A 25,418-nucleotide genomic window follows, 5' to 3' on the forward strand; every position below is an offset into this window, starting at 1 on the left:
TTTTGCCCCTGTGCCTGGACGACCGCCGAGTCGTCGGGGCTGGAATGGTCTTTTTGCCCGTCGCCTGATTGCCGGCGCGCTGATTCTGGCCTGGTTGGCAGGTCCTATCGGCGTGATTCCCGCCCAGGCGCAGGCGACCGGCGGCTTGATTCGGGATGCCGAGATCGAAGCGACCATTCGCGCCTATGCCGAACCACTGTTCACTGCGGCGGGGCTCGACGCGCCTTTCGTCCAGGTGCACCTGATCAATGATGATCGCATCAACGCCTTTGTCGCCGGCGGCCAACAGTTGTTCCTGAATACCGGCCTGTTGATGAAATCGAAAAACGCCAATCAGGTGATCGGCGTCATTGCCCACGAAACCGGTCATATGGCCGGCGGGCATCTGGCGCGCCTTCAGGACGAGTTGCGCAATCGTACAATCGAATCGATCATCGGCTTGGTCGCCGGTATCGGCGCCGGTGTCGCGGCGGGGAATGCGGGTGTGGGCGCCGGCGCGGTCATGCTGGGCCAGGACATAACGCGCCGTGGCTTCCTGCAATATAGCCGCACCCAGGAATCTTCCGCAGACCAAGCCGGTATGAAATTCCTCGACGCCACGCACCAATCCTCGCGCGGCCTGCTGGAGTTCTTCCAGATTCTCGAAGGCGAAATGGCCCTGCTTGGTGCCAATCAGGATCCCTACCTGCAAACCCACCCTTTGGTGCCCGAGCGTATCGATGCCGTCCAAGCCCATGTCGATCAGTCGCCTTATAGCAATGACAAGGAACCAGCGGAATTCGACATCATGCATGACCGCATGGTGGCGAAGCTGGTCGGCTTCCTGAAGCCGCTCAATCAGGTGTTGCAGCAATATCCAACAAGCGATCAGTCGGTACCGGCACGCTATGCCCGTGCTATCGCGCTGTTCCGCGTTTCACGCTTGCCGGAATCGCTCAACGAGATGGACAGCTTGTTGCGGGATGCGCCGAATGATCCCTTCTTTCTGGAGCAAAAAGGACAGATCCTGTTCCAGAATGGCCGCATCAAGGATGCACTGCCTTATTATAAGAAGGCCCTGGACCTGAAACCCACAGAACCGCTGCTGCGTCAGGAAGTGGCGCAGGTAATGCTCGAGACCGAGGATCCCCAATACCTGAAATCGGCCATCGCCAATCTCAACGAAGCGACCCGGCTCGAGCCGAACGACGCCTCTTCGTGGCGCTTCATGGCGGTTGCGCAGGGCCGTGCCGGCAACCTGCCGGAAGCGGCCCTGGCGCAGGCCGAAGAGCAATTGGCGCGCGGTAAGAAGAAGCAGGCGAAATACTTCGCCAACAAAGCGATGGACGGCCTGCCGATGGGATCACCCAGTTGGCAACGGGCCCAGGATATCCTCGGCGTGTCGGAAAACGACAATGACTGAGTCTCACCGGCCGACGACACGAAATCGTGATGCGCAGTCGTGTTGCAAACGATACCTAACTTACATCATTGACCAGGCGCTGGCCGCCCTAGCGAAGAGATACCGATGACACGTTTCGCCGGACTGATTATTTGTTTCATGCTTGCCCTGGCCGCCGGCTATGGCGTCATGCATTACAGCGGCGCGACGTCTCGCGCCCTCGTTTCTTCGGCTCAAGCTCAATCAGCCGGCTCCAATCAGGCGGCGCCGACGCAATCTTCTCCCGCCATTACCCTGCCTGGTGGCCAAGTTCTGAATGCCGAAGCGCTTGGCCCGATTATCGAGCAATATCTGCTCGATCATCCCGAAGTCATCGTCAAGGCCGTCGGCCGGCTGCAGCAGAAACAGGCTGCTGCCAAGGATGCAGATTTCCAGACCACCATCGCCAGCCAGCAGCAGCAATTGTTCAATTCGCTTTCATCGCCAGTGCTGGGCAATCCCAAGGGCGATGTAACAATGGTCGAGTTCTTCGACTACAAATGCCCGTACTGCAAGCGCGTAGCCGACGATGTGATCAAACTGATCGAAGACGATCCCAACGTCCGGGTGGTTTTCAAGGAATTCCCGATCCTTGGGCCGGATTCGCAAGTCGCTGCCCTGGCGGCGTTGGCTGCCAACAAACAAGGCAGATATTCTGCATTCCATAAGGCCGCCATGAAACACCGGGGGGCCTTCACCAAGGATGTCGTGGTCCAGATCGGCAAGGATGTCGGCCTCGATACCGACAAGCTGCAATCGGATATGACGGACCCGGCCCTGATGGCGGAGATCGAAGCCAATCGTGCCATGGCCGACAAACTCGGCATTGACGGAACGCCGGGCTTCATCATCGGCACCCAAAAGGTGCCGGGCGCAATCACCCTCGACGACATGAAGCAACTGGTCAGCAAGGCTCGGGATCAGAAAAGCTGATCCGCCGCCTTGCTCGCCCCTTCCGCCTCACTTTCCTGGACTGGCTCAGCTCGGCCGAATAGGAATAATATCTTCTTAGCGCCTGCCGCCGGTTTTCTTGCGGCCTGCGGCGTCGGTCGTTATAAGGACAAGCTTAAGCCGATTGGGAGCAATCATTTTGGCCACTCTGCCGCATGTCCTGGTTTTGAATGGACCGAACCTCAATATGTTGGGGGTTCGCGAGCCATCAATTTACGGCCGGGATAGCTTGCAGGACATCGAGAGCGCCTGCCAACAGCGCGCCCGGGAATTAGGTCTCAGCCTGGATTTCCGTCAAACCAATCTCGAAGGCGAATTGGTCACCTGGATACAGCAGGCGCGCGGCAACGCGGCCGCAATCGTGATCAATCCGGCCGCCTATGGCCATACCTCGATCGCCCTGCTGGATGCATTGCTGATCGCCGAATTGCCGGTGATCGAGGTGCATCTCAGCAACATCTTTCGGCGGGAAGACTACCGTCACCATACCTATGTCAGCCAGGCCGCCAGCGGTGTGATCTGTGGGCTGGGCGCCCAGGGATATCTCCTGGCGCTCGATGCCTTGGCGACGATCCTTAAAAATAAGAAAGACCGCTGATGAGCAAGTTCGACGTCGATGATGTCCTGGTGCGCAAACTGGCCAAACTGCTGCAGGAAACTGGCCTGACCGAGATCGAATATGAAAATAACGGCCAGCGAATTCGGGTGAACAGCAGCATCAGCACTTCCGCGCCGGCCGTTCCGGTCACGCCGATTGCCGCAGTTGCGGCCACTAGCGCACCGGCCAAGAGCGACCAGCCCGCCGCCGGCACTTTGAATTCGCCGATGGTCGGCACAGCCTATCTGGCGCCGGAACCGAATGCGGCGCCCTTCGTCAAGGTCGGAGACCGGGTGTCGAAGGGGCAGACCGTGCTGATCATCGAAGCGATGAAAGTGATGAACCCGATTCAGGCGCCTAATGCCGGCACCGTCACCGAGGTTCATATTCAGGACGGTCAGCCGGTCGAATTCGGCGAACCGCTCCTGGTCATTCAATAAGCCCCGCCACCAGCAACTGGACGACGAAGCGAGATGTTCGAAAAAGTCCTGATTGCCAATCGCGGCGAGATCGCGCTTCGCATTCATCGTGCCTGCCGCGAGATGGGTATACGCACCGTGGCGGTGCATTCCACCGCCGATGCCGATGCCATGCATGTGCGGCTAGCGGATGAAAGCGTCTGTATCGGGCCGGCACCGTCGCGCGATTCATACCTCAACATGCCGGCAATCATATCTGCCGCCACGATCACCGGCGCAGACGCCATTCATCCTGGCATCGGTTTCCTGTCTGAGAACGCCAAATTCGCGGCCATGGTGGAGGAGCACGGCTTCACCTTCATCGGCCCCTCGCCGGAACACCTGGCCCTGATGGGCGACAAGGTGCAGGCCAAGGACGCGGCGATCCGTTTGGGGATTCCGGTTGTACCCGGTTCCGATGGCGAGATCCGCAGCGAGGCGGATGCCCGCGTGGTGGGCGAGAAGACCGGCTATCCGGTGCTGATCAAGGCAGCCGCCGGCGGCGGTGGCAAAGGCATGAAGGTCGCCAACAACGCCGAGGAACTGGCCCAGGCCTTTTCCATGGCCCGCGCCGAAGCCAAGGCCGCTTTCGGCAATGACGCGGTCTATATGGAGAAATACCTCTCCCATCCGCGCCATATCGAGATCCAGATCCTGGCCGATAATCACGGCAATGTCGTGCATCTCGGCGAGCGTGACTGCTCGTTGCAGCGCCGTCACCAGAAGCTGCTGGAAGAGGCGCCCTCGCCTGCCCTCAACGAAGCCCAGCGCCGGCAGATCGGCGAGATCGCCACATCGGCCATGAGAAAGATGGGCTACCGCAGTGTCGGCACCATCGAATTCCTGTTCCAGGACGGCGAGTTCTATTTCATCGAAATGAATACCCGTCTACAGGTCGAGCATCCGGTGACCGAGATGATCACCGGCATCGATCTGGTACGTGAGCAGATCCGCGTCGCGTCGGGTGCGCCGCTCGGTTTCACGCAGCAGGAAATACAGATCAGCGGCCATGCGATCGAGTGCCGGATCAATGCGGAAAACCCCGATACCTTCGTGCCCTCACCGGGCAAGATCACCGACTTCCATGCACCCGGCGGTCTTGGCGTGCGCTTCGATTCCGCGCTTTATTCCGGTTATCGGGTGCCGCCCAATTATGACAGCTTGATCGCCAAGCTGATCGTCCACGGCCGCAGCCGCAACGAATGCCTGATGCGATTGCGCCGCGCTCTTGAGGAAACCGTCATTATGGGGGTGCAGACCTCGATCCCCGTGCATCAGCGCCTGATCCAGGCGCCGGATTTCATCAACGGCGATTACGACATCCGCTGGTTAGAGAAATTCGTTGGCCTGACTTGAGGGATCCGACGACGGCGTTCAAGTAACTGCAACGAACAGGGCGGGCCAGCATCGGTCCGCTCTTTTCTTTACTCGGCGGTTCGGCCCGCGCCTGAAAGCTAAAGTGTTGGGCGGCAACAATTCACACACTGCGGAGCTTTGCCAAGAGCACTACAAAGTGACTCAATTTGGATCGATCCGGCTCTAGGCGTGTTCATTCACGACGGCTAAACTACGAGCCATCATGACGCGCTTTGACGGCGGAGGCTGGGATGTCCAATAGGCGTTCGACGCCACAAATCACCCCCGGCATGTTGTTGCGCGCCTATGCAATCGGCATCTTCCCGATGGCCGAAAGCCGCGACGATCCGGATCTCTATTGGATCGACCCCGAACAGCGCGGCATCCTTCCCATGGACGACTTCCACGTCCCGCAAAGCCTGAAGAAAACCTTGAGGCGCGGCGATTTCGAGATTACCTGCGACCGCGCTTTCACCGCCGTGGTGGAGCAATGCGCGGCACCCGCCCCGGGTCGCCGCCAGACCTGGATCAACGATACGATCTTCGATCTATGCCGCCAGCTTTTCGTACTGGGGCATGCTCATAGCATCGAGGCCTGGGCCAATGGGCGCCTGGTCGGTGGCCTCTATGGGATCTCGCTGGGGGGCGCCTTCTTCGGCGAGAGCATGTTCAGCCGCGAGACCGATGCCAGCAAGGTCGCCCTGGTCCATCTGGTGGCACGGCTGAAGGCTGGCGGCTATGGCCTGCTGGATACGCAATTCGTCACCCAGCATCTAGCCCGTTTCGGGGCGATCGAAATCGGCCGCGACGAGTACCGCCAGCAATTGAACGCCGCGATGGCCCTGCCGGCGCGATTCTATTCCGAATTGCCCGAGGGGGCGCTGTCGGCGTTGATGCAATCGAGCACCCAAAGATCATAAACCGGATGCTCCATGGCCGAGAGGGCCGGGCTGGAGGCAAACATCCAGCCGGAGAATCGGCTGGCCGGCGCCTCGCCGGGCTTCACTTCGACGACCTGGAGAAAAGCCGCACTTTCCGGCGTCTCCTCCGGCGGGCGTTTGTCGCAGGCCTTGGCGGTGATCTGCAGCGATCCGAAGGTCACCGTGCCGCCGACCGGCACGGTAATGCGCGAGACCCGCGCGGTGATCTTGTCCAGCGCCTGCAACACCGCTTCATTCATCGGGATGGCCGATGCAGGCCCGGCAGCCGTCGCGGCCAATAGCAGGAGAATGGCGCCCAAGGCCGGCCGAACAAGCGATCCGAACATCGTCATGACTTTCGATAGGGGTTCTTGAGGCCGGCGATCATCTGGTCCAATACGGCCCGGATCTGCGTCTCGTCACAGCCCATGAGGATGGCGTCTTCGACCAGATCCTGAGCCATCTGCTGCAATTCGGTCAGGTTTTGGTTGAGGACCTTGATCTTTTCGACACAGGAAACCGGCTTGCCGTCCGGCTGGCGCCAGAGCGGCGGTTCGAAAGATTGTTTCTTCGGCTGGCGGCCAGCCATAGCCTATTCCATCGCTTCAGTTCTGCTTGCTGCCCGAGCCGCCGACCACAAATTTGTTGATGAGATCGGCAAGATTGAGCGCGCCTTGCACATGGGTGATCTGCTCATTTGGCTTCAAGGTTTCATCATCGCCGCCGATTTCCAGCAGTACATAATTGTCGCCCAGAAGCCCGTCGCTGGTGATGATCGCCGAGGTATCTCTCGGCAACTTGATCTTGGCGTCGATGTTGACCGTCACCACCGCCTGAAAGTTGTCCGCATCGAAGCTCTTCGACACGACAGTGCCGACCTTCGCGCCGGCGATGCGCACATCGGTGCCCGGGCTGACAGAGGCGCCGCGATCGAAGCGCATCACAAGATCATAGCCGTTGCTGGCTTCGCGGTAGCCGACCGTGATCGAGGCGAGATAGAGGAAACCAATAGCGGCAATCAGGACGACGGCGCCCATGACGGTTTCCAGAACGTTGCGCTGCATACTTTACCCCTAATCACCTGATGCGATTCCCGTATGCCGCCGTCGCGATGACGATGCGTCAGAGGATCGCGTTGTGGGCTACACGCACTGAACGGGTTGCAACCCAACATCGATCGCCGCTAACGGCTCAATTCGGAACCCAGGGTTCATAATCCCCGGTCGCCTTGGCCCGCTGGCCACCCATGACGGCATGTCCATCCGGGAAATAAGCGTGATCCGTACCCGTTAGATTCGGCTGATGGGGCTTTTGCCAAGTTTTCCGCTGAGCTTGGCTGGTCGGTGGCGTCACGGTCGTGCGATGCAACCAGGCATGCCAAACCGGCGGCACGCGGCTGGCTTCCACCGAACCGTTATAGATAACCCAGCGGCGCTCCCGCTTCTGACCCTTGGTCCGGCGGTCGATATAGTATTTGTTGCCGAATTCGTCCGTACCGACCAATTCGCCGTAGAACATCGTGAAAAGACGGGTGCCGAATGACATCTCGCGCCAAACCCTGAAAATTGAAGCTGTTACGATTCCGGCGCGCACTATACCGGTGCGCAAGGCCCGTGACAAGGTGAGGGTCACCGCCAATCTTCCTTGTGAAACAAGAACTTGATACTTGGTACGATAAGCCTCCCATTGGCTGCCACCTTATGCTGTGAGGTCGTTGGCGCAGTCCGGCGGCTCGGTTATGGTGGCGGCCTTATCTGCGAGGAGCCAGATCCTGACGACCGATTCGATGGCGGCAAGCCGCCGGCAATACTGGGCCGGATTATGCCTGATCCTACTCGCCTGTGCCTCGCTCAGCATTATTTCGACCTTCGCCAAGCTGGCTTATGAAAGCGGCGCCACGCCGACCACTTTGGTCTGGATGCGGTTTGCCAGCTTTGTCGTCGTGATCGGCGCCTATCACTTGATCCGGCGCCGGCGGCTGCGTCTTACCACCCGGCAACTTTGCGGCGCCGGCATCATGGCCATCGGCATGCTGATGAATTCCATCGGCTATCTGGGCTCGGTCGCCTATATCAGCGTCGGCTTGCAGGTTGTGCTGTTCTACACCTTTCCCATCATCACCATGCTTCTTTCCCTAGCGATCCGGTCGGAAAAGCCATCCGTGACGAAGATCGCCTGCATGTTCGCGGCCTTCGGCGGTGTGGTGCTCGCCTCCTCCCAATCGATCGGCAGCGCCTCAGACTGGCGCGGCGTGGTGCTGGTTCTCATGGGTGCCACCGGCCTTGCCATCGCCGTCGTCTCCGGCAACCGGGCTATGCGTGGCGCCTCGCCGCTTACGATGAATCTCTGGATGAATGTCTGGATGGCCTTGATTTTCAGCGGTCTGATCGCCGTGCCCGGCATGGGCTCCCTGCTCGGCGATTTTGTGCTTCCGGCCGGCGGCCTCGCCTGGTTCGGTGCCATCGCCGCCTCGGCCTGTTACATCCTTGGTTTTTCCACCTTCTTCATCGCCGTCCAGCTTCTGCCGCCATCGCAGACCGGCATCATGATGAATCTGGAGCCGTTCATTGCCACCATTTCCGCCATGCTGATCCTGCACGAACCGACCCATCCGACCCAATGGATTGGCATGAGCGTTATCCTGGGCGCTCTCGCTCTCTCTTCTCTCCTCGGCGCCGGACGCGGCTGAAACTAGGGATTGTGGCGAAAGCAAGTATGTCTGTCTAACTATAGCATGACATTGCGGGATGTTCGGATGACGCACCATGTTTTCCTCACCTGGCAACCACTTGTTTCAATTAGAGAAATCTACCTATTCTCGATCTTAACCTGTATTAACGCCCATTTTTCGAGGCTTCTCGGTCGCGACGCGGCGGTTTCCCTGGGGGAGCACAATATCCAGTGGCGTCAACCCAAAAGAATGACTAGTTCTTGAATTTCCTGCTTGCAGCCCGCTGCCGTTTTCGCCCAATATCTGGGTGTGGGCGCTGACTGTCTGTCAAGATTTAGCGCCTTTTCAACAGTCCCTTACCCCTAGCAGCTGAAGTGTTAGACGAACAATTCGGCCGGGAAGAGGGATTCTGTCTTGAGTGGCCTACGAACCGGGGGGTTGCATGCGTATTGAGCGTCGTTTCACCAAGTCCGACCAGTCAGCCTATGCGGGAATTGACTTCCGCAAGACCGTGAGCGAGATCCGCAATCCGGATGGTTCGATCGTCTTCCAGCTGAAGGATATCGATGTACCGGCCGACTGGTCGCAGGTGGCAAGCGACGTCCTGGCGCAGAAGTATTTCCGCAAGGCCGGGATTCCCGCCAAATTGCGCCCCGTGGTCGAGGCCGAGGTGCCTGAATGGCTGTGGCGCAAGGAAGCCGACCTGGAAGCCCTGATGCAGCTCCCTGCCGAGCAGCGCTATACCAGTGAGAAGAGTGCCACCCAGGTCTTCGATCGCCTAGCCGGCACCTGGACCTATTGGGGCTGGAAGGGCGGCTATTTCGACAGCGAGACCGACGCCAAATCGTTCTATGACGAAATGCGCGTCATGCTGTGCAAGCAGATGGGCGCGCCCAACAGCCCGCAATGGTTCAATACGGGCCTGCATTGGGCCTATGGCATCGACGGTCCAGCCCAGGGCCATTTCTATGTCGATTTCAAGAGCGGCGAACTGGTCGCTTCAAGCTCGGCTTATGAGCATCCGCAACCCCATGCCTGCTTCATCCAATCGGTCGCCGACGACCTGGTGAACGAAGGCGGCATCATGGATTTGTGGGTCCGGGAAGCGCGCCTCTTCAAATACGGCTCAGGGACCGGCTCCAATTTCTCCAAGCTGCGCGGCAATGGCGAGAAGCTGGCCGGCGGCGGCCGTTCCTCCGGTTTGATGAGCTTCTTGAAGATCGGCGATCGCGCTGCCGGCGCCATCAAATCGGGCGGCACCACCCGCCGGGCCGCCAAGATGGTGACGGTCGATCTCGACCATCCGGATATCGAAGAATATATCGACTGGAAGGTGATCGAAGAGCAGAAGGTCGCCGCTCTGGTCGCTGGTTCCAAGCTCGCCAGCACGCATCTCAACGAGGTCATGAAGGCGGTGCATGAAGGCCTGCCGAATGCCGCCAATGAGAATGACCGCATCGATCCCAAAACCAATCCGGCGCTGAAATCCGCGATCAAGGCGGCGCGCAAATCGGCGATTCCCGAGAACTACATCCAGCGCGTCATTCACTTCGCCGAACAGGGCTATACCGAGATCGATTTCCGCAACTACGACACGGACTGGGATTCGGAAGCCTATCTGACCGTCTCCGGCCAGAACTCCAACAACTCGGTGCGCGTTGCCAACGACTTCATTCAGAAGGTGCTGGATAATGGCGATTGGGATCTGATCCGCCGCACCGACGGCAAGGTCGCAAAGACCATCAAGGCGCGCGATCTCTGGGACAAGATCGGCAATGCCGCCTGGGCCAGCGCCGATCCCGGAGTCCAGTTCGATACCACCATCAATGAATGGCATACCTGCCCGGAATCCGGCCGCATCAATGCGTCCAATCCGTGCTCGGAATATATGTTCCTGGACGACACGGCCTGCAATCTCGCCTCGCTGAACCTGATGACCTTTCAGCGCGAAGATGGCAGCATCGATATCGCCGCCTATGAACATGCGGTGCGGCTCTGGACCATCGTGCTGGAAATTTCGGTGCTGATGGCGCAGTTCCCCTCGAAGGAAATCGCCCAGCTCTCTTATGAATACCGCACCCTCGGCCTCGGCTACGCCAATATCGGCGGTCTGCTGATGGCGATGGGCCTCGGCTATGACAGCGAAGAAGGCCGCGCCATCACCGCTGCCTTGACCGCGGTCATGACTGGCGTTTCCTATGCGACTTCGGCCGAGATGGCCGGCGAACTCGGGACCTTCCCCGGCTATGACAAGAACCGGGCGGCGATGCTGCGCGTCATCCGCAATCACCGCCGCGCCGCTTATAGCGAAACCGAGGGCTATGAGAAGCTGAGCGTGAAGCCGGTGCCGCTGGATGCCGCCAATTGCCCGGACCAGGAATTGATCGCCGCCGCCAAGCGCGCCTGGGACAAGGCGCTGGAACTGGGCGAGTTGTTCGGTTTCCGCAATGCCCAGGCAACCGTGATCGCGCCGACCGGCACGATCGGCCTGGTGATGGATTGCGACACCACCGGCATCGAACCGGATTTCGCGCTGGTGAAGTACAAGAAGCTGGCCGGTGGCGGTTACTTCAAGATCATCAACCGCACCGTTCCCGTCGCCCTGCAGACCCTCGGCTATAGCGAAAGCGAGATCGCCGAGATGACCGCCTATGCGGTTGGCCATGGCACGCTGTCCGGCGCGCCGGTCATCAATCATGAGAGCCTGAAGGCCAAGGGCTTCACCTCGGCCGCCCTGCAGGCGGTGGAGAATGCGCTGGCCAGCGCTTTCGATATCCGCTTCGTTTTCAACAAATACACGCTGGGCGAAGAGTTCTGCAAAGCGACGCTGAAGCTGAGCGATGCGCAGCTCAAGGATCCGACTTTCGACCTCCTCGGCAATCTCGGCTTCAGCAAGGCCGATATCGAGGGCGCCAATACCTATGTCTGCGGTGCGATGACCCTGGAAGGCGCGCCGCATCTGAAGGATGAGCACCTGCCGGTCTTCGACTGCGCCAATCCCTGCGGTCGCATCGGCAAGCGCTTCCTCTCGGTCGAGAGCCATATCCGCATGATGGCGGCGGCACAGCCTTTCATCTCGGGTGCGATCTCCAAGACCATCAACATGCCGAACCGCAGCTCGGTCGAGGATTGCAAGGAAGCGTATATGCTGTCCTGGCGCCTCGGCATCAAGGCGAACGCACTTTATCGCGACGGCTCCAAGCTGTCGCAGCCCCTCGCCTCCAGCGTGCTGGGCGAGGACGACGACACGGTCGACGAGCTGCTGGAGGCGCCGGCCGCCGCCCGCGCGCCGATCGTCGCCGAGCGCATTGTCGAGCGGATCGTCGAACGCGTGGTCAATGCCCAGCAGGAGCGCAAGCGCCTGCCCGAACGCCGCAAGGGCTATACCCAGAAGGCGATCGTCGGCAACCACAAGGTCTATCTGCGGACCGGCGAATATGAGGACGGCGCGCTGGGCGAGATCTTCATCGACATGCATAAGGAAGGTGCTGCCTTCCGCAGCCTGATGAACAATTTCGCCATCGCCATCTCGATCGGCCTGCAATATGGCGTGCCGCTGGAGGAATTCGTCGAGGCCTATACCTTCACCCGCTTCGAGCCTTCGGGCATGGTCGAAGGCAATGACGCGATCAAGATGGCGACCTCGGTCCTCGATTACATCTTCCGCGAATTGGCGATCTCCTATCTCGGCCGGAACGACCTTGCTCATGTCCAGCCGAGCGATCTGATGCCCGACAGCGTCGGCACCGGCAACGCCCAGGGCGACCTGCCGCAGAGCGGCCAGGAGGGTCGCCAGACCCCGGCGGCGATGGAAGCGGTGAAGCGCATCGCCTCCACCGGCTATGTGCGCAGCAACCTGGTGGTCTTCAGCAACGCCGCCTTCGCGGCTTCGGGCAACAACGCCCTGGCCGTCCAAGCCCACGCCGCACATGATCACGGTGGCCACGATCACGGCAGCCATGGTGGCCATGGCCACAGCCATGCCGAAGCCGCCGTTGTCAGCAGTGTCAGCAGCAGCGTCATAGCCAAGGTCGACGACCGGTTGGAGAAAGTGCGCGAAGCCCGCATGAAGGGCTATGAAGGCGATGCCTGCGGCGAATGCGGCAACTTCACTTTGGTGCGCAATGGCACCTGCATGAAGTGCAACACCTGCGGCTCGACCAGCGGATGCAGCTAAAGCTGCATTGGCAGCTGCCGCACCTCTTACCGCTACATATCTCAAGGTAGCGATTGACGCCTCGGAAGACCCGCTGTCTTCCGAGGCGTTCCCTTTAGGATATGTTATGCGACTTTTTTTTCTGCGCTGGAATGGCCACGCCGAAACGTTGAATGCAGTCTTGCTTGGTCCAGCGGCATATGGATGAGCTGGTTGACCGGTTGCCGAAACAACGGGATGGCTCGATCGCACCGCATGCCGTTTTCGGCAACCATGAATTCCAGGATTTCGGGATGGCACAGGGGCTGTGAGAGAAAGACACGGCCTGGCGCAGCTTCCATTATAAATGGTTCAAGGTGACATCCGGGATGCGCCAACGGTCGGCTGCTATCGCTGAGGCGATATCGACCGACGGATTCTTTTGGCAGTTATCGATGATCGGATTGGGAATCGACGACTTGCCACGGCCGGCCGCGCCACGCCCGGACCCCTGTCCAATCACGCGGCCGGCATCACGTTGTGATTGAGCCGGAACATGTTGGTCGGATCGTAGGTCTTCTTGATGGATGCCAAGCGCTCATAGCACTCCGGGCCGTAAATCGCTGCGGCATCAGCCGCCTCCTCCGGCGCAAGGCCGTTCACCATCCGCCGGTCGCCGTGCCAGGGTTTCATCCCGTCGAGCATTTTGGCGACCGAGCGCTTAAGCTGCTGCTCCTCCAACCGCGGACCGACGGCGACCCCCAACAGGACATAGGGCAGGCCCCTGGTCGCCACGGCATTCGGCACCGCCGGCTCCCGGTCCCAAGCCCCACCCAAGGCACGCAGTTCGGCGATCGCCAGGCTGGTTTGAGAATCCGGGCCGACGAGCTCGACCAACTTGTCCTGCGCCTGTGCGGGAAACGCCCGCAATGTGATACCCCGTTCGTAATAGGATACTGGTTCGGTCGGCTCGTTGTGGATCGACGCGACCGCGGTGTAGGGCATGTCTGCCACGGTGTCCAAGACCGCCGGCGCTACCGCCCGCAGCGGCGCTACCATTCGCTCGCCATCCTCGGATGTCCCCGTATAGGCGATCCGCAGCGACACTGTGAACGTCCCACGTAGCGGTTCGGGCACTTCCGGCAGCGATGGCAGCCGCAACACCGCGAACGACGAGACCATAATCTCCGGCGTAGCCGGGTGCCAGTCGGTCCAGGCACGCAACAGATCGGCCATCCGCTCACCGGGGAAGTAGATGCCGTCGCCATAGAGGCGGGGCACGGGGAACAAGCGGAACTCCAGCGCAGTGACCACGCCAAAATTGCCCTTGCCGCCGCGCAGCGCCCAGAACAGTTCGGGTTCGGATTCCGGGTCGACATGCCGGAATTCGCCGTCCGCCGTCACCACGTCGAGCGAGCATACATGGTCGGCGGCGTAGCCGTGGGAGCGGCCGAGGGTCGGGCTGAGCCCGCCGCCCAGGGTGTAACCGATGTCTCCTACCGTCGGATTCGACCCGTTCAATGGAGCAAGTCCGGCCTTGGCGGCCTTCTCGACGACATCGGACCATATTGCTCCGGCGCCGACCCGGGCCGTTCGGCCGGCCGCATCGATGGCCACGTCATTCATCCGCCGCGTCGCGATCACGACGGCGCCCTGCGCCTGGCCGACTATCTGGTGGCCGGTGGCCTTTACGAGGACCGGCCGGTGCTGCTGCGCCGCAAAAGTAACGGCGGCCTGGACATCGGCCACGCGCTCCGGCACCACGATCAGCGCGGGTATCAGCTCGTAGTTCAGGTTCCAGACGGCGCGTTCGTCGTCGTATCCCGCCTCGCCCGGCAGTAGAACCGAACCCGCAACCTTTGCCGCGAGCCGCGCTGCATCCGCCGGCGATACCGGCGGCAGTGACGAATCGCTGAACGTCATGACCTACATCCTTTTCTTGCCAGGTATATGCGAAGCTAAGACAGTCTGATCGCCGCGGTCAGCTGGGTGGTCGTCAAGTACATCTGATCGGCCAGTTTTCCGCTCATTAGGTCTTGCCAGCCTGGAATGCGAATGTGCAGGTATGCACTGGGATTGCGACGAGCTGCAGCGCTACCGGGATGTCGGTGCACGGCTGCGTCAAGCAATCACTCGACGATCAAGGCAGGTTGAGAGATACGATCTGGGATGAATTTCGGAGATTGGGTGCTATGACACGTTCTCGATCTTTGGGGAGCTACTCTCTTGGCTACTCTTTGATACGTAGCTTAGCTTTTCATAACCTGACGGCACAGGGAGGGTTGATTTTGAAAAAGCCGCAGGATCGATCTATCCCGCCGTCATGGAGGCATTGAGCGCCGCGACCCGATGCGCCTCCGGATTGGCGAACTTGTTCGACCCGTCAGGATGCTGAGCGTCCGAACGACGGAATTGTAGTTCCTGATTGCCCTGGCCTTTCGGGTCAGATAGCGCGCCGCGTGCGACACCGACCACATGATGGCCGCCAGCAGCGAGCCGGTTAGAGAGTGCACGCGCGATACCTTTGCTGGCACCAGTGACGAGAAATGTCAGTTTGGTCATGATGTCTCTACCTCTCGTGAACACGTGCGGCAAGCGCACCTAACCCGAATTATCGGAGATCACACGACTTCGCCTGCGATGCGCGCGGTTTTGTGGTCGATGGGCAGGCGCTGGTAGAAGCTCGTACCGAACGCCTGCTCCCGGCCGCGGTCAGGCGACGCTGCGGGCAGCGTCACCGTTCAGATATGCGGGGAAGTCGGTGTAACCCACCTCGCCGCGTCGTGTGTAATAGGTCGACCGGTCCGCTTCGGCCAACGGCCAGCCATGCTTGAGACGTTCAACAAGGTCGGGATTTGCGATATATGGCCGGCCGAAGGCGATCAGGTCCACCAAGCCGGTGTCGAGCGAAGCCTGGGCACGCTCGCGGTCCTTGAAGCCGCCACACCAGATGAAGGCGCCACGAAACACCGCTCGAGCCTTGGCAAGCAGGGCATGGTCGAGATAGCGAGGCTTGAACTCCGCCGTCTCCATGTTTCCATCGGGCATCAGCTCGTAGAGCAGATGGATGTAGGCCACGCCGCGCTGGCCCAGTTGCTCGGCAAGGTACAGAAACGTTTCTTCGGTAAGAGGGTCCGCCGGCATGGACCCGTACTTGCCGAACGGCGAGAGGCGAACGCCCACCCGCCCCGGTCCGAATTCAGCCACCACTGCATCGACGACTTCCATCAGGAAGCGCGTACGGTCTTCCATGCTGCCCCCGCCATAGCGGTCGGTGCGCGTATTAAGTACCGAGTTCATGAATTGGTCGAACAGATAGCCATTGGCGGCATGGAGTTCGACGCCATCGAAACCGGCATGGCGTGCATTGGCGGCGGCTTTGGCGAAGATGCCCACCATGGCCGAGACCTCATCGGTGCTAAGGGGCCGCGGTGCCTCGGCCGGCATATAACCCAACCGGCCATCCGGGCCATGGGCAAATACCGACGAGCCCTCTGCTCGTTGCGCGGTGACGCCCACCGGGCCTTGGCCGTTCGGCAGAATCGAGGAATGGGCCAATCTGCCGACGTGCCACAGCTGCAGAAAGATCGTCCCGCCATGACGATGAACCGCATCGGTCACCAGCCGCCAGCCCTGCATCTGGGCTGCCGAATGAATTCCGGGTGTTCTCGCATAACCATGGCCGGACTGGTCCACATCGGCGGCCTCGGCAATGATGAGACCGGCAGTGGCCCGCTGCCCGTAATAGGTCGCCATCAGCGCGTTGGGGACATCGCCATCGGTCGGGAGGCCGCCCTCTGAGGTTCGCGTGCGCGTCATGGGCGGCATGACGATACGGTTCTTGAGGGGGACGGTGCCACCAAGTAGGTGAGTTTCGAACAGGTCTACCATCGGTCTTCCTTCGGTTGGTTTTCCCCGAAGATTTAGTTTCGGTAGCCATCCCGATCTACACACCCTTTGGTCAGTGGTAGCAAATCCCCGCCCGAGGCTCCGAAAGGGGACGGAGCACGGTAAATCAAGATCTCTTCATGGATGCTCTTTCCAGCGCGCTTCAACATAGCAAAAGCGCCGGAAATCGATCAGGGCGCCTATATGACCGAGATTATCCGGGGCGTCATCAAGGCGATTCCGATTGGCGAGATCGAGGCTGGCCGGGCTTTCGGTATGAGCGCCCTCAAAATCTTTCGGCGCATCACGCTTCCCGCCATGCTGCCGCACGCTATTCCGGGTCTAGCAAATATGTGGCAAATCGCGACCAAGGATACCGGGCTGTTAGCTTTCGTCGGTGATGTCGAATTGACCCTTAGGAGGAGGCAATCGCCTCTGCAAGGGCGCTCAGTGCTCACGCTCCGTATTTAGGAAGAGAGGATGAGCCCCGGCGAGCGACCGGCCCACGTTACTTCGCTGCTGTTTCGCCGGCAGACGCCGCCATCGTGATCCCATATTGCCCGGCGCACTGCTATAATGGCTGCTCCGGTCGCAGATCAGCGCGCAGGCTTGAACGTATTCGCCGCGATCAGGCATCGTTCCCCGAAGCGCATCATCCTCTGCGCCCAAATTACCCGCGCGCTTTGAAATCCCCGTGCTCCCTGACGGCATCTTTGCCGCCCTTCTGGATATTGGAGGTCGCTTATGACGAAAAGTCAGTCTCGCCGCTTCCATCGACGGCTTGTCCCGCTCCGCGCCAGTCTGAGCCTCTTGCTCCTCGTTATCGCCGGCTGCGCAGATTCAGGAATGACGGCGAATCCGCGCGACTATCAAGCTGATAGAGATCAACACCCAATACGCTGGGTACACTACGACCACGGCAGATAACAGCTGCGGCCACCATCCGTGAAACGAACTTGCCCGTAAAGTGGTAGCAATCCGGAGCGGTTCGCCTCCCTATTTGTATTAAACCGCGCGCGTAACACCGCCATCGACGCGGATGTTCTGGCCGGTGATATAGGCTGCACCCGGCGAGGCCAGGAAGGCGATAGTCGCGGCGATCTCTTCGCTGGTGCCGTAGCGCTTCAAAGGGACGCTCTCCCGACGCTCTTCGGTCGCGGGCAGGCTGTCGATCCAGCCCGGCAGGATGTTGTTCATGCGGATGTTGTCCGCCGCATAGGTGTCGGCAAAGATCTTCGTGTACGAGGCGAGACCCGCGCGAAAGACAGCGGATGTCGGAAACATGGGGGTTGGCTCGAAGGTCCAGGCAGTCGAGATATTGATGATCACACCCGACTTCTGCCTTTGCATGACCGGCGTTACCAGCCGGGTCGGGCGCACGACGTTCATGAAATAGACATCCATCCCCTTGTGCCAATCCTCATCGGTGATCTCGAGAATGGGCTTGCGTGGGCCGTGGCCGGCGCTGTTCACCAGAACATCGACCCGCCCCCAGGTGGAGAGGGTGAGATCAACCAGCTTGCCAAGGTCGTCATTCGACTGGTTCGAACCGGTCACGCCGACACCGCCGAGCTTCCGCGCCAGTTCTTCGCCTTTGCCGGAGGATGAGAGGATTGCCACCTTAAAACCATCCGCTGCAAGCCGGGCCGCCGCCGCCGCCCCCATGCCGCTGCCACCTGCCGTCACGATCGCTACTTTTTCTACTGCCACGGTCCCCTCCACTTTCGAGAAATGAAAAATTTTTTGCGCTTTGCGAAGTGATATCATCTCCGAAGCATGGGAACGAGCCAATTCCCCTCCCGTGATACAGTAGAAAAACTATCGAATGGCTGATCTTCTTCGACGATTTCCACCGCTCAATAGCCTGCGGGTCTTCGAGGTCGTGACCCGGCACCTGAATTTCCGCCTGGCGGCAGAGGAGCTCGGCGTCACCCAGGGAGCGGTGGCCCAGCAAATCCGCGGCCTGGAGGCGGAGCTGGATCTGAAATTGTTCGACCGGCATCCGCGGTCGCTGCAAATGACGGAGGCGGGGCGAAGCTATATCACCAATATCCGGCGCGCTCTCGAGCTGATCGCCGATGCCACCGAGGCTTTGCGGTCGCAGCCGTTTCACCTGACGATCAGCGTCACGCCGACTTTCGCCGCCAAATGGCTCCTCCCCGGCTATCCGCCTTCACGTCCAGCCACCCGGACATCGACCTTCGCATTGTCGCGACTGACCGTATCTCGAATTTCCAGACGGATGCGGTCGATCTCGCGGTCCGCTACGGACGTCCGCCCTTCGGGACAGGGCTGAAGGCCGAATTGCTGTTCGATGAGGTGATCATCGCCCTCGCCAGCCCGTTCGTGGTCGAGAAGCTAGGCAAGCCCGACAAAGGGGACAACATGGTCCGCTACGCGCTGCTGCACGACGCCCACAATTTCTGGCCGCAATTCCTGGATAAGGCGCTCAAACGCGGCCTGAGCGCGCCTACCAAAAATATCCGCTTCAATCAGACGTCGCTCGCCATCGATGCTGCAATCGCCGGTCAGGGTCTTGCACTGGCAAGCCGGTTCTTTGTCGAGGAGGATATCGCGACCGGGCGTCTGGTGCGCGTTTTCCCATCTGAACTGCATGTCGGAGCCGGTTTCTATATCGTCGCCCCGCGCAAGCCGCGCCATCCGATACCGGTCGCTGCCGTGACCAAATGGCTTTTCGCTGAAGCGACCAAGTGACGATTATCGCTCATGGGCGCGCATTTCATCTCCGTTCGATGCAGCACGCCCAGTCCAAACACCAGACAGCGAAGAGCGGATGGTCGCCGGATTTCATGGCATGCACGATATCCGGCGTGTTGTAGACGATGCCGCCGAGACCGGGTTCGTGCCAAGGGCCCTGCTCCTGGCGCCAGGCGCCAGGCGACAAGACGAGATAAACTTCCGGCGGCGGGTGATGATGGTCGACATACTGGATATGCGGGGCGAGCAGGCTGACGCCGATCTGCAGATCCGAGCGGCGCTCCAGTCCTTCAGTTCCGATGATGATGGTATTGGCATGTCCCTCGGCGAATACCGGGCCCGCGGACTCGCTGCCTTTCCGCCGGTACCAGTTCAGCCGCGGTGCCAGCGCTTCGAAGGCATCCGCTACGGCGGCGAGATCCGCCGGGCCACTTCTCGCCGTTTCCAGGGCCTTGTGCAGATATTGATGTGCCGGCAACGGTTCCTGATCCACCTGCTGACCCGGTTCGCCGGGAATTTTCAAGGCATCAAAGATCTTCCGCGCCAGGTCATGCTCCGCTGATCCGGGTGTCAACCGCTGGAAGATTGCCTTGTCGAGCGCATCGATGAAACGGTGAAGGTCCTGATCTCTGCTCATGGAGGCTATCCCTAAGTCGACAAAAGAAAGCCGGCTATGTCAATGTTGGGCCAGTTGGCGTTGCCTGGCTAGGCGCCGCTGGCGCTCACCGGCAACGCTCAGGCATATTGCGGCACAGACAAGTACTAACGCGGCAATGTCCATCGGCCCGATCGGGTGCGTCAGAATCAGGGCGATGAGCGCGGTGGAGATGACCGGCTCGGCAAAGCTGAATCCGGCGAGAAGAATGGGATCGCCATGCCGGGCGCCCAGATCCCAAGCAAGATTAGCCAAACCCACCGGAATGAGCCCGACCGCCGCCAGGCGGATGAATTCATTCCAGGGTACCTCGCCCTGTTCGAAGCCAAGCGTGATTATCCAGCAGATCAGCGCGCTCGTTCCCACGAAGGCGATCATGGCATCGGGCGGACCGGCGGGAACCCGGGTGCGAAAGCCCGAATAGATCGCCCAGCAAAGCGCACCAACCAGCCCGACACAGATCGGCCAGTCGAGCTCGATATGACCCTCTTTCAGGGAGATCAGCACGACGCCGCTGAAGCCGATGATCATGGCAGTGACATCCCACAGCCCGGGGCGCCCGATGCCGAAGGCCGCGATCAGCGCCACCATGAAGACAGGCCAGCTCAGCGATGCGATATTGACCGTGACCGGTTCGCCGCCGAGCGACAGCGCAACGACATAAAGGCAATTGCTGCCGAAAAGCCCCAGCACGCCTAAAGCCAGGGTCGACAGGGGAATACGCAAAAGATCGCGCACCCCATGCCCTTTGGCGAGCCGCCGCAAAAACAGCACGGCCGCGGCAAAGGTGAATACGATCGCCATCGAGCGGAAGGGCGGCGTGACGGCATTGGATGCCAGCAACACTCCATAAAAGGACCAGCAGGCGATCGCGACCACGCCTAATGTCGTTCCTTGCGCCTTCGTCATGTCCCCCCGCCGACCGGATGCCCAAGGGCAATCTAGCAACTTCATCCGTGCGTCGGAAGGTGGCGCGACTGGACTGGGCCATCGCGGTCGAAGCCGGTGCCCCGAGCGGCTATATGCGGAAGGCAAAAAAGGCCCCCTGGAACCTGCGGTTCCGGGAGGCCTTCTAGATGTGTGTAGTCGCTGCTGTTACCGGCAGCTCGAGCATTCAGGGAGAACGGTCAACGTTCCAAAAGACGAAGCCTGCTCAACACGAAATCCCGGTCGACATAGCAACCCTGTAGATGGCGGCGACCTGTATTTGGGTTGAAAGCGTCGCGTCCATGCAAAATGCGATAATTGTCGAGAATGAACATGTCCCCGGCAGCCAAACGAGGGCGAACATAAAAGCGGGGATTCCGCAACGCTCGCCAGAGTACCAGTAAGGCCTGATAGGTCGACTCAACTTCGGCCGACGGCAGATCGAAGGCAGTCCGCAGCCAGTTGTTGAACCGGATCGCGGTGATGCGGCCATCGTCTCCGAGCTGGATCATACGCGAGCGGCGTCGGATATCGCAACCATCGTCCTGGAACCGGAACTCGATTTCGCGCGTGGATAAAATCTTGAAAGTCTCGGGATCGGTGCGCCGGATTTCCTCGGCAACACTGAACCCGTCCACCAGGACCGAGCTTCCCCCTTCCGCTTCATTCGCCACACAAAACAGAAACTGACAATCCGGCGGCGATTGCCAATTCGCCAGATCCGTATGGGGCTCCAGGGCCATGGCAGTATAGGCGCTGGCATTGGGGTTGGGCATGGTGATGACGTCATACATCGTGCCGAAATTGGTTGGGCGCAAGGGTCCTATGCGGCTGGCGATCTTGACGACTTCCCCCGGTTCCGCCGGTGCACCGCGCAGGAGTGCGGCGCCATAGTCCTTCCAGGCGGCCAGCCAAGCGTGTAGGCCCTTGTCACTTTCCATAACTTCCTTGTACTGGAAGCTTGGGAGCTCAAAGCCGCTAATCCCGCTCCAAAGCTTAGGCTGATGTTGCCGTTCGGCACGGGCCTCATCGCCATAATCATGCTCGCGCAGCCAAGCGGCGGAAAAACGGCTGAGATGCATATTGCCGGCTAAATCCGCGGCGAACCGAACCTCGACATCACCGTAGACGGTCAAGAAGATTTCCTTGACCGCAATTTCGCCAGGCTCGTCAATCAGCAAGAAGCGACGCTCCAGCGCTTTCGGATGGCGGCAGGCCGGGCAAGCGCAATTGTCGCGTAACCAGATACCGTGAAACTGGCTGACGCGCCCGTCGCTCCACCGCAGCACTGCCGAGCCGCCGCTCAACTCTGCTGTGACAATTCGGTGCGGCGTTCGATAGCTTGCCAGATCGAGCATATCCACTGGCTCATCCGATGACTGCGGCGCACTGAAATTCAACATAGCCAACCTCCCAGTAAGATTTCGGTGAGATTAGAAGTTGGCCATTCCGGCCGCAAACGACTAAGCTATGGCCTTTCCATTAATTTTTCTAATGGGCTGGTTGACCATGTCGAGATCGCTACCGCCGGTAAACTGGCTTTATGCCTTCGAGGTAACAGCACGGCATATGAGCTTTACAGAGGCCGCCGCGGAGCTGGGTGTCACGCAATCGGCGGTGAGCCAGCGCATCAGACTTCTGGAAAGCCATCTCGGCCAAGCGCTCTTTCATCGTCTCCCCCGCGGGTTGAAATTGACTGCCTCCGGCGAAGCGCTCGTGCCTTTGGTACGGGAAACATTCAGCCGTTTGTCCGACGGGACCGCAGAAATCTTTGGATCGTCCAGCGTGGATAGATTGGTCGTCCAGGTGACTTTGGGCTTTGCGGGTTTATGGTTGAATCCCCGCCTCGCTCACTTTCGCGCTGCCCATCCCGACGTTAATCTCCGGCTCATCACCTCGGTATGGTCGGTGGATTATCCGGCCGCGGGCGTCGATCTGGAAATCCGCCACGGCGGCGGCAACTGGCCGGGGCTTAAGGCGGAGCGGCTCACCTGGGATAAGGTTTTTCCAGTCTGTGGTCCGGCTTTATTGCGGCAACGCCGAAAACTGCGAAAGCCAGAGGAATTGACAGCCCAGGATCTGTTGCACGTCATCGGCTTTCGCGAAGGTTGGGCTCAATGGTTCGCGGCTGCCGGAATTCCGGCACCGGCGGATATCGGTGCAGGTGTCGAATTCGATACCGCGATATTGGCAATCGAGCAGGCTTTGTCAGGAACCGGCTTCGCGCTTGGCCGAAGTTGCTATGTTGACCATTTGCTGGCCGACGGTCGGTTGGTGGCGCCCTATTCGAGCTTTATCGAAACGCGCGAAGCCTTTTACATCGTGGCACCGGAAGGCCGCCAAGAGAAGGCCGCCGCAAAACTGTTTCGAACCTGGATTAAGTCCGAAGCGCAGCAGGCCCGGCGCGCGAGTATCTGAGGCATCACTTATCGCATCAGCAAATAAATGTGGTGCGGAAGTCAAATGACGAGAAGTAGGATGCCTGTACCACACAATGCTATGCACCATAACAGATCTAGATTGATCCAAGCTGTCCGCAGAAAACCGACGCCGAGCCAGTCATAGACCAGCACGGAAACGATGCCGATCACAAGCAGCATCGTCAGCGTGTGGACACCGACCGCCGCGAATGCAAGCAGCAGCGGCGCCGATGGACCGGCACTCGGCGGTAGCGGCATGGTGGGCAGGCAAAGCGGTATCAACACGGGCAAAAGCATCAGCCCCGCACCGTGACCGATTGCCATTAGAAAGGACCAGGCAAGCAGTCCCGCATAGCCGGTCTGCATTCCGACCCGCAATCGATGGCGGGTGCCATAAAACAAATGATACATCGCCCAGATGATCAACAGCCCACCGGTGGCGATTTTGACAAGGGCATGGTCGATGACCAAGCCGGCACCAATCACCAGCGTGACTGCTGCGCCCACGGCCAGGGCATGGCCAGCGGCAATCGGGAAAAGCGACATGAGCACGGTAAGCCGGCTTTGGCGATGCAGGCCCAGCGCCACCGCGAAGAGCCAGCCCATTGCGGGGTTGAGGCCGTGATAGAAGCCAAGACCGATCAGCACGAGCCAAGGCCACCACGTCTGCTGCATGTTACCGATCAGATCGCGTCATGGATAACAATAAGAATCCGACGAGGCATCCCCGCCTTGCAGCCGTATTTGATGCGGCAAATGTCCCGCTGGCCAGTCGACGAAGAATTCCGGATCCAAGGCCATGCCACCGCCCTCCTTGGCGTCGATCTTCACCATCCAGCCCTTGATCCCCTCCGGATAGAATTGCGGATCGATGGTCCCGTATAGCGAGTTGGTGAAATAGATGCGGCGGCCATCGCGGCTGAGCTCAACCATCTGGGGACCGCCATTGAGCGGCCCTTTCGCTTTCGGATGGCCCGCGCGAGAAACGATGCCGCCGATCCGCAGCTTGCCGGTCTGCTTCGGCCTGAGCGGATCGGTGACATCATATTGCAGAAAATCGCCGGTGCCCCAGCAGGAGACATAGAGATACTTGTCATCAACCGAGAGATCGATATCCGTCACCAAGGGCGGGCAGGCTTTGAAGTCCTTCAAGGCCGGCGGCAATTGCTCCGGGTCGGCAGGCTCGGCGGGAATTTCGATGATCTTTTGAACCGCCCATTTGTTGCCGTCGCGATACCAGGTCCAGATCGAGGAAGAAAGATTTTCCAGACTCAGCACGCAGTTGACGAAACCATAGGCCCTGGTCGGATCATGTGCGGGGCGTAATTCGAAGACCAGTTGCTGTTGCGCGCCGAAATCGATTTCCTGCACATGCTTGCGTTTCTGCAGATCCCAAAAATGCAGCTTACGACCATACTTGGCGCCAAGCAGCAGCTCCGGTACCAGCCCTTCTTCGAACATATCGGGCGTGCCCCATTCGCTGGTCACCATCGTGTCGTGGCCAAGATGCCACCACATGTCATAAGCAAATTCCTGCGGCCCGCGATCGACTTCCCAACGCCCAAGAACCTCGAAACTCTCATGATCCATCACGAAAACGCCGCCGGGCCCCTTGCCATCTGCATTACCGAGGGCCGTCACATAAATGCCGCCCGGACCGCAATGCACGGTGTGTGGCCGCGAATAGCCCGCACGCTCCGCCAATTCCGCCGGCTCGATCACTTTCACAATCTTGGGAGATTTGGGGTCCGGTTTCACGTCGAGGATATGAATGCGGGACGACCGCAACCCCGGCACCACCAGATAACGGCGCTCGACATGCGGATGCGGCGCATTGGGGCAGAGACAGGAACTGCAGGCGTTCCAACCAAAATGATGCAGTTCATCGCCAAGCGCCGACATCTCGACACGGCCGACGATTTCTCCGTAATTGGCGGAGCTTGCATCAAGATCGACGACCGCCAGCACATCCTTCTGTTTTCTGGTCGGATCGAAGCTGGCGACATAAGCCAGCGTTTCGGCCGGCGCGGTGGCGGCAAGACGTGGCGACGGGTAGAAAGTGGGATCCGGTTTCCAGGTAGGCATGAGCATCCTCCCTTCAGCGGCGATATGTGCGGCAATATATCCGGCACGCATACCGGATCGGTCTACCGACGGCAGCAGCGTAGCTTGCCACAAACCGGCCGGACACAGAAGGGCCGGTTCTCGAATTGTGATTTCACTCACATCTTAAGAATGCCAATATGCCACGCGTATCGCGCGAATAATGCAGGATCGACGGAGAGTTCCCCGCTATCATTA

26 protein-coding genes are annotated in these 25,418 nt (G+C 59.9%); 13 read left to right on the forward strand and 13 right to left on the reverse strand.

Features of this window, described 5'->3' with window-relative positions; translation table 11 throughout:
- The first annotated feature begins 10 nt into the window (after nucleotides 1-10).
- The 6 genes from SMD27_RS12715 to aat all read left to right on the forward strand — a co-directional run bounded on the left by SMD27_RS12715 (nucleotide 11) and on the right by aat (nucleotide 5,703).
- Nucleotides 11-1,402 (forward strand): M48 family metalloprotease, encoded by a 1,392-nt coding sequence (locus tag SMD27_RS12715; protein WP_320508776.1) that lies wholly within the window; start codon nucleotides 11-13, stop codon nucleotides 1,400-1,402.
- Between the two features lie 105 nt (nucleotides 1,403-1,507).
- The gene (locus tag SMD27_RS12720; RefSeq protein ID WP_320508777.1) at nucleotides 1,508-2,353 is read left to right on the forward strand and encodes a DsbA family protein; all 846 of its coding nucleotides are present in this window, start codon (nucleotides 1,508-1,510) and stop codon (nucleotides 2,351-2,353) included.
- Nucleotides 2,354-2,510: 157 nt separating this feature from the next.
- The gene (aroQ, locus tag SMD27_RS12725) at nucleotides 2,511-2,969 is read left to right on the forward strand and encodes a type II 3-dehydroquinate dehydratase (protein WP_320508778.1); all 459 of its coding nucleotides are present in this window, start codon (nucleotides 2,511-2,513) and stop codon (nucleotides 2,967-2,969) included.
- The gene (accB, locus tag SMD27_RS12730) at nucleotides 2,969-3,409 is read left to right on the forward strand and encodes an acetyl-CoA carboxylase biotin carboxyl carrier protein (protein ID WP_320508779.1); all 441 of its coding nucleotides are present in this window, start codon (nucleotides 2,969-2,971) and stop codon (nucleotides 3,407-3,409) included. Before aroQ ends, accB begins: the two co-directional genes overlap by 1 nt.
- Nucleotides 3,410-3,442: 33 nt before the next feature.
- On the forward strand, nucleotides 3,443-4,783 hold the full coding sequence (accC, locus tag SMD27_RS12735; RefSeq protein WP_320508780.1) for an acetyl-CoA carboxylase biotin carboxylase subunit: 1,341 nt from the start codon (nucleotides 3,443-3,445) through the stop codon (nucleotides 4,781-4,783).
- 251 nt (nucleotides 4,784-5,034) lie between these two features.
- Nucleotides 5,035-5,703, forward strand: a complete 669-nt coding sequence (gene aat / locus SMD27_RS12740; RefSeq protein ID WP_320508781.1) for a leucyl/phenylalanyl-tRNA--protein transferase — start codon at nucleotides 5,035-5,037, stop codon at nucleotides 5,701-5,703.
- Here aat and SMD27_RS12745 read toward each other — a convergent pair.
- From SMD27_RS12745 to SMD27_RS12760, 4 genes are all read right to left on the reverse strand, one after another.
- Nucleotides 5,640-6,056 (reverse strand): DUF2155 domain-containing protein, encoded by a 417-nt coding sequence (locus SMD27_RS12745; RefSeq protein ID WP_320508782.1) that lies wholly within the window; start codon nucleotides 6,054-6,056, stop codon nucleotides 5,640-5,642. The genes aat and SMD27_RS12745 overlap by 64 nt on opposite strands.
- Nucleotides 6,053-6,292 (reverse strand): hypothetical protein, encoded by a 240-nt coding sequence (locus SMD27_RS12750; protein WP_320508783.1) that lies wholly within the window; start codon nucleotides 6,290-6,292, stop codon nucleotides 6,053-6,055. Before SMD27_RS12750 ends, SMD27_RS12745 begins: the two co-directional genes overlap by 4 nt.
- 16 nt (nucleotides 6,293-6,308) lie before the next feature.
- Nucleotides 6,309-6,767 carry an outer membrane lipid asymmetry maintenance protein MlaD gene (gene mlaD, locus SMD27_RS12755; RefSeq protein ID WP_320508784.1) on the reverse strand — a complete coding sequence of 153 codons (459 nt, stop codon included), beginning with the start codon at nucleotides 6,765-6,767 and terminating at the stop codon, nucleotides 6,309-6,311.
- Between the two features lie 127 nt (nucleotides 6,768-6,894).
- Nucleotides 6,895-7,335, reverse strand: a complete 441-nt coding sequence (locus tag SMD27_RS12760; RefSeq protein WP_320508785.1) for an NADH:ubiquinone oxidoreductase subunit NDUFA12 — start codon at nucleotides 7,333-7,335, stop codon at nucleotides 6,895-6,897.
- Nucleotides 7,336-7,489: 154 nt separating this feature from the next.
- On the opposite strand from SMD27_RS12760, the gene SMD27_RS12765 reads away from it, so the two are divergent.
- The 3 genes from SMD27_RS12765 to SMD27_RS12775 all read left to right on the forward strand — a co-directional run bounded on the left by SMD27_RS12765 (nucleotide 7,490) and on the right by SMD27_RS12775 (nucleotide 12,841).
- Nucleotides 7,490-8,392 (forward strand): DMT family transporter, encoded by a 903-nt coding sequence (locus tag SMD27_RS12765; protein WP_320508786.1) that lies wholly within the window; start codon nucleotides 7,490-7,492, stop codon nucleotides 8,390-8,392.
- A 424-nt stretch (nucleotides 8,393-8,816) separates the two neighbouring features.
- On the forward strand, nucleotides 8,817-12,551 hold the full coding sequence (locus tag SMD27_RS12770) for a vitamin B12-dependent ribonucleotide reductase (protein ID WP_320508787.1): 3,735 nt from the start codon (nucleotides 8,817-8,819) through the stop codon (nucleotides 12,549-12,551).
- Nucleotides 12,552-12,703: 152 nt separating this feature from the next.
- On the forward strand, nucleotides 12,704-12,841 hold the full coding sequence (locus SMD27_RS12775) for a hypothetical protein (RefSeq protein ID WP_320508788.1): 138 nt from the start codon (nucleotides 12,704-12,706) through the stop codon (nucleotides 12,839-12,841).
- A 187-nt stretch (nucleotides 12,842-13,028) separates the two neighbouring features.
- Here the strand turns inward: SMD27_RS12775 and SMD27_RS12780 are convergent, their stop codons facing one another.
- The 3 genes from SMD27_RS12780 to SMD27_RS12790 form a co-directional block, all read right to left on the reverse strand.
- Nucleotides 13,029-14,432, reverse strand: coding sequence for an FAD-binding oxidoreductase (locus tag SMD27_RS12780; RefSeq protein WP_320508789.1), 1,404 nt, complete (start codon nucleotides 14,430-14,432; stop codon nucleotides 13,029-13,031).
- A 387-nt stretch (nucleotides 14,433-14,819) separates the two neighbouring features.
- Nucleotides 14,820-15,071 carry a hypothetical protein gene (locus tag SMD27_RS12785; protein ID WP_320508790.1) on the reverse strand — a complete coding sequence of 84 codons (252 nt, stop codon included), beginning with the start codon at nucleotides 15,069-15,071 and terminating at the stop codon, nucleotides 14,820-14,822.
- 150 nt (nucleotides 15,072-15,221) lie between these two features.
- Nucleotides 15,222-16,400, reverse strand: a complete 1,179-nt coding sequence (locus SMD27_RS12790; RefSeq protein ID WP_320508791.1) for an alkene reductase — start codon at nucleotides 16,398-16,400, stop codon at nucleotides 15,222-15,224.
- A 141-nt stretch (nucleotides 16,401-16,541) separates the two neighbouring features.
- On the opposite strand from SMD27_RS12790, the gene SMD27_RS12795 reads away from it, so the two are divergent.
- Complete coding sequence (locus SMD27_RS12795) at nucleotides 16,542-16,868, forward strand: ABC transporter permease subunit (RefSeq protein WP_320508792.1); 327 nt, start codon at nucleotides 16,542-16,544, stop codon at nucleotides 16,866-16,868.
- A 534-nt stretch (nucleotides 16,869-17,402) separates the two neighbouring features.
- Here the strand turns inward: SMD27_RS12795 and SMD27_RS12800 are convergent.
- Complete coding sequence (locus SMD27_RS12800; protein WP_320508793.1) at nucleotides 17,403-18,107, reverse strand: SDR family oxidoreductase; 705 nt, start codon at nucleotides 18,105-18,107, stop codon at nucleotides 17,403-17,405.
- Between the two features lie 115 nt (nucleotides 18,108-18,222).
- On the opposite strand from SMD27_RS12800, the gene SMD27_RS12805 reads away from it, so the two are divergent.
- Nucleotides 18,223-18,693, forward strand: coding sequence for a LysR family transcriptional regulator (locus SMD27_RS12805; protein ID WP_320508794.1), 471 nt, complete (start codon nucleotides 18,223-18,225; stop codon nucleotides 18,691-18,693).
- Complete coding sequence (locus tag SMD27_RS12810) at nucleotides 18,591-19,112, forward strand: LysR substrate-binding domain-containing protein (RefSeq protein WP_320509175.1); 522 nt, start codon at nucleotides 18,591-18,593, stop codon at nucleotides 19,110-19,112. Before SMD27_RS12805 ends, SMD27_RS12810 begins: the two co-directional genes overlap by 103 nt.
- A 25-nt stretch (nucleotides 19,113-19,137) precedes the next feature.
- Here the strand turns inward: SMD27_RS12810 and SMD27_RS12815 are convergent, their stop codons facing one another.
- The 3 genes from SMD27_RS12815 to SMD27_RS12825 form a co-directional block, all read right to left on the reverse strand.
- Nucleotides 19,138-19,752: a dimethylsulfonioproprionate lyase family protein gene (locus tag SMD27_RS12815; protein ID WP_320508795.1), complete on the reverse strand. Its 615-nt coding sequence runs from the start codon at nucleotides 19,750-19,752 to the stop codon at nucleotides 19,138-19,140.
- Nucleotides 19,753-19,791: 39 nt separating this feature from the next.
- The gene (locus SMD27_RS12820) at nucleotides 19,792-20,679 is read right to left on the reverse strand and encodes a DMT family transporter (RefSeq protein WP_320508796.1); all 888 of its coding nucleotides are present in this window, start codon (nucleotides 20,677-20,679) and stop codon (nucleotides 19,792-19,794) included.
- Nucleotides 20,680-20,897: 218 nt separating this feature from the next.
- On the reverse strand, nucleotides 20,898-22,100 hold the full coding sequence (locus SMD27_RS12825; RefSeq protein ID WP_320508797.1) for a TauD/TfdA family dioxygenase: 1,203 nt from the start codon (nucleotides 22,098-22,100) through the stop codon (nucleotides 20,898-20,900).
- A gap of 106 nt (nucleotides 22,101-22,206) precedes the next feature.
- On the opposite strand from SMD27_RS12825, the gene SMD27_RS12830 reads away from it, so the two are divergent.
- The gene (locus SMD27_RS12830) at nucleotides 22,207-23,115 is read left to right on the forward strand and encodes a LysR substrate-binding domain-containing protein (protein WP_320508798.1); all 909 of its coding nucleotides are present in this window, start codon (nucleotides 22,207-22,209) and stop codon (nucleotides 23,113-23,115) included.
- Nucleotides 23,116-23,156: 41 nt separating this feature from the next.
- Here the strand turns inward: SMD27_RS12830 and SMD27_RS12835 are convergent, their stop codons facing one another.
- Nucleotides 23,157-23,792 carry a hypothetical protein gene (locus SMD27_RS12835; protein ID WP_320508799.1) on the reverse strand — a complete coding sequence of 212 codons (636 nt, stop codon included), beginning with the start codon at nucleotides 23,790-23,792 and terminating at the stop codon, nucleotides 23,157-23,159.
- An 18-nt stretch (nucleotides 23,793-23,810) separates the two neighbouring features.
- Nucleotides 23,811-25,202 (reverse strand): selenium-binding family protein, encoded by a 1,392-nt coding sequence (locus tag SMD27_RS12840; protein ID WP_320508800.1) that lies wholly within the window; start codon nucleotides 25,200-25,202, stop codon nucleotides 23,811-23,813.
- Nucleotides 25,203-25,418 lie beyond the last annotated feature (216 nt).

The sequence above is a fragment of the Dongia soli genome (assembly GCF_034044715.1).
In the GTDB taxonomy this organism is placed as follows: Bacteria; Pseudomonadota; Alphaproteobacteria; order Dongiales; family Dongiaceae; genus Dongia_B; species Dongia_B soli.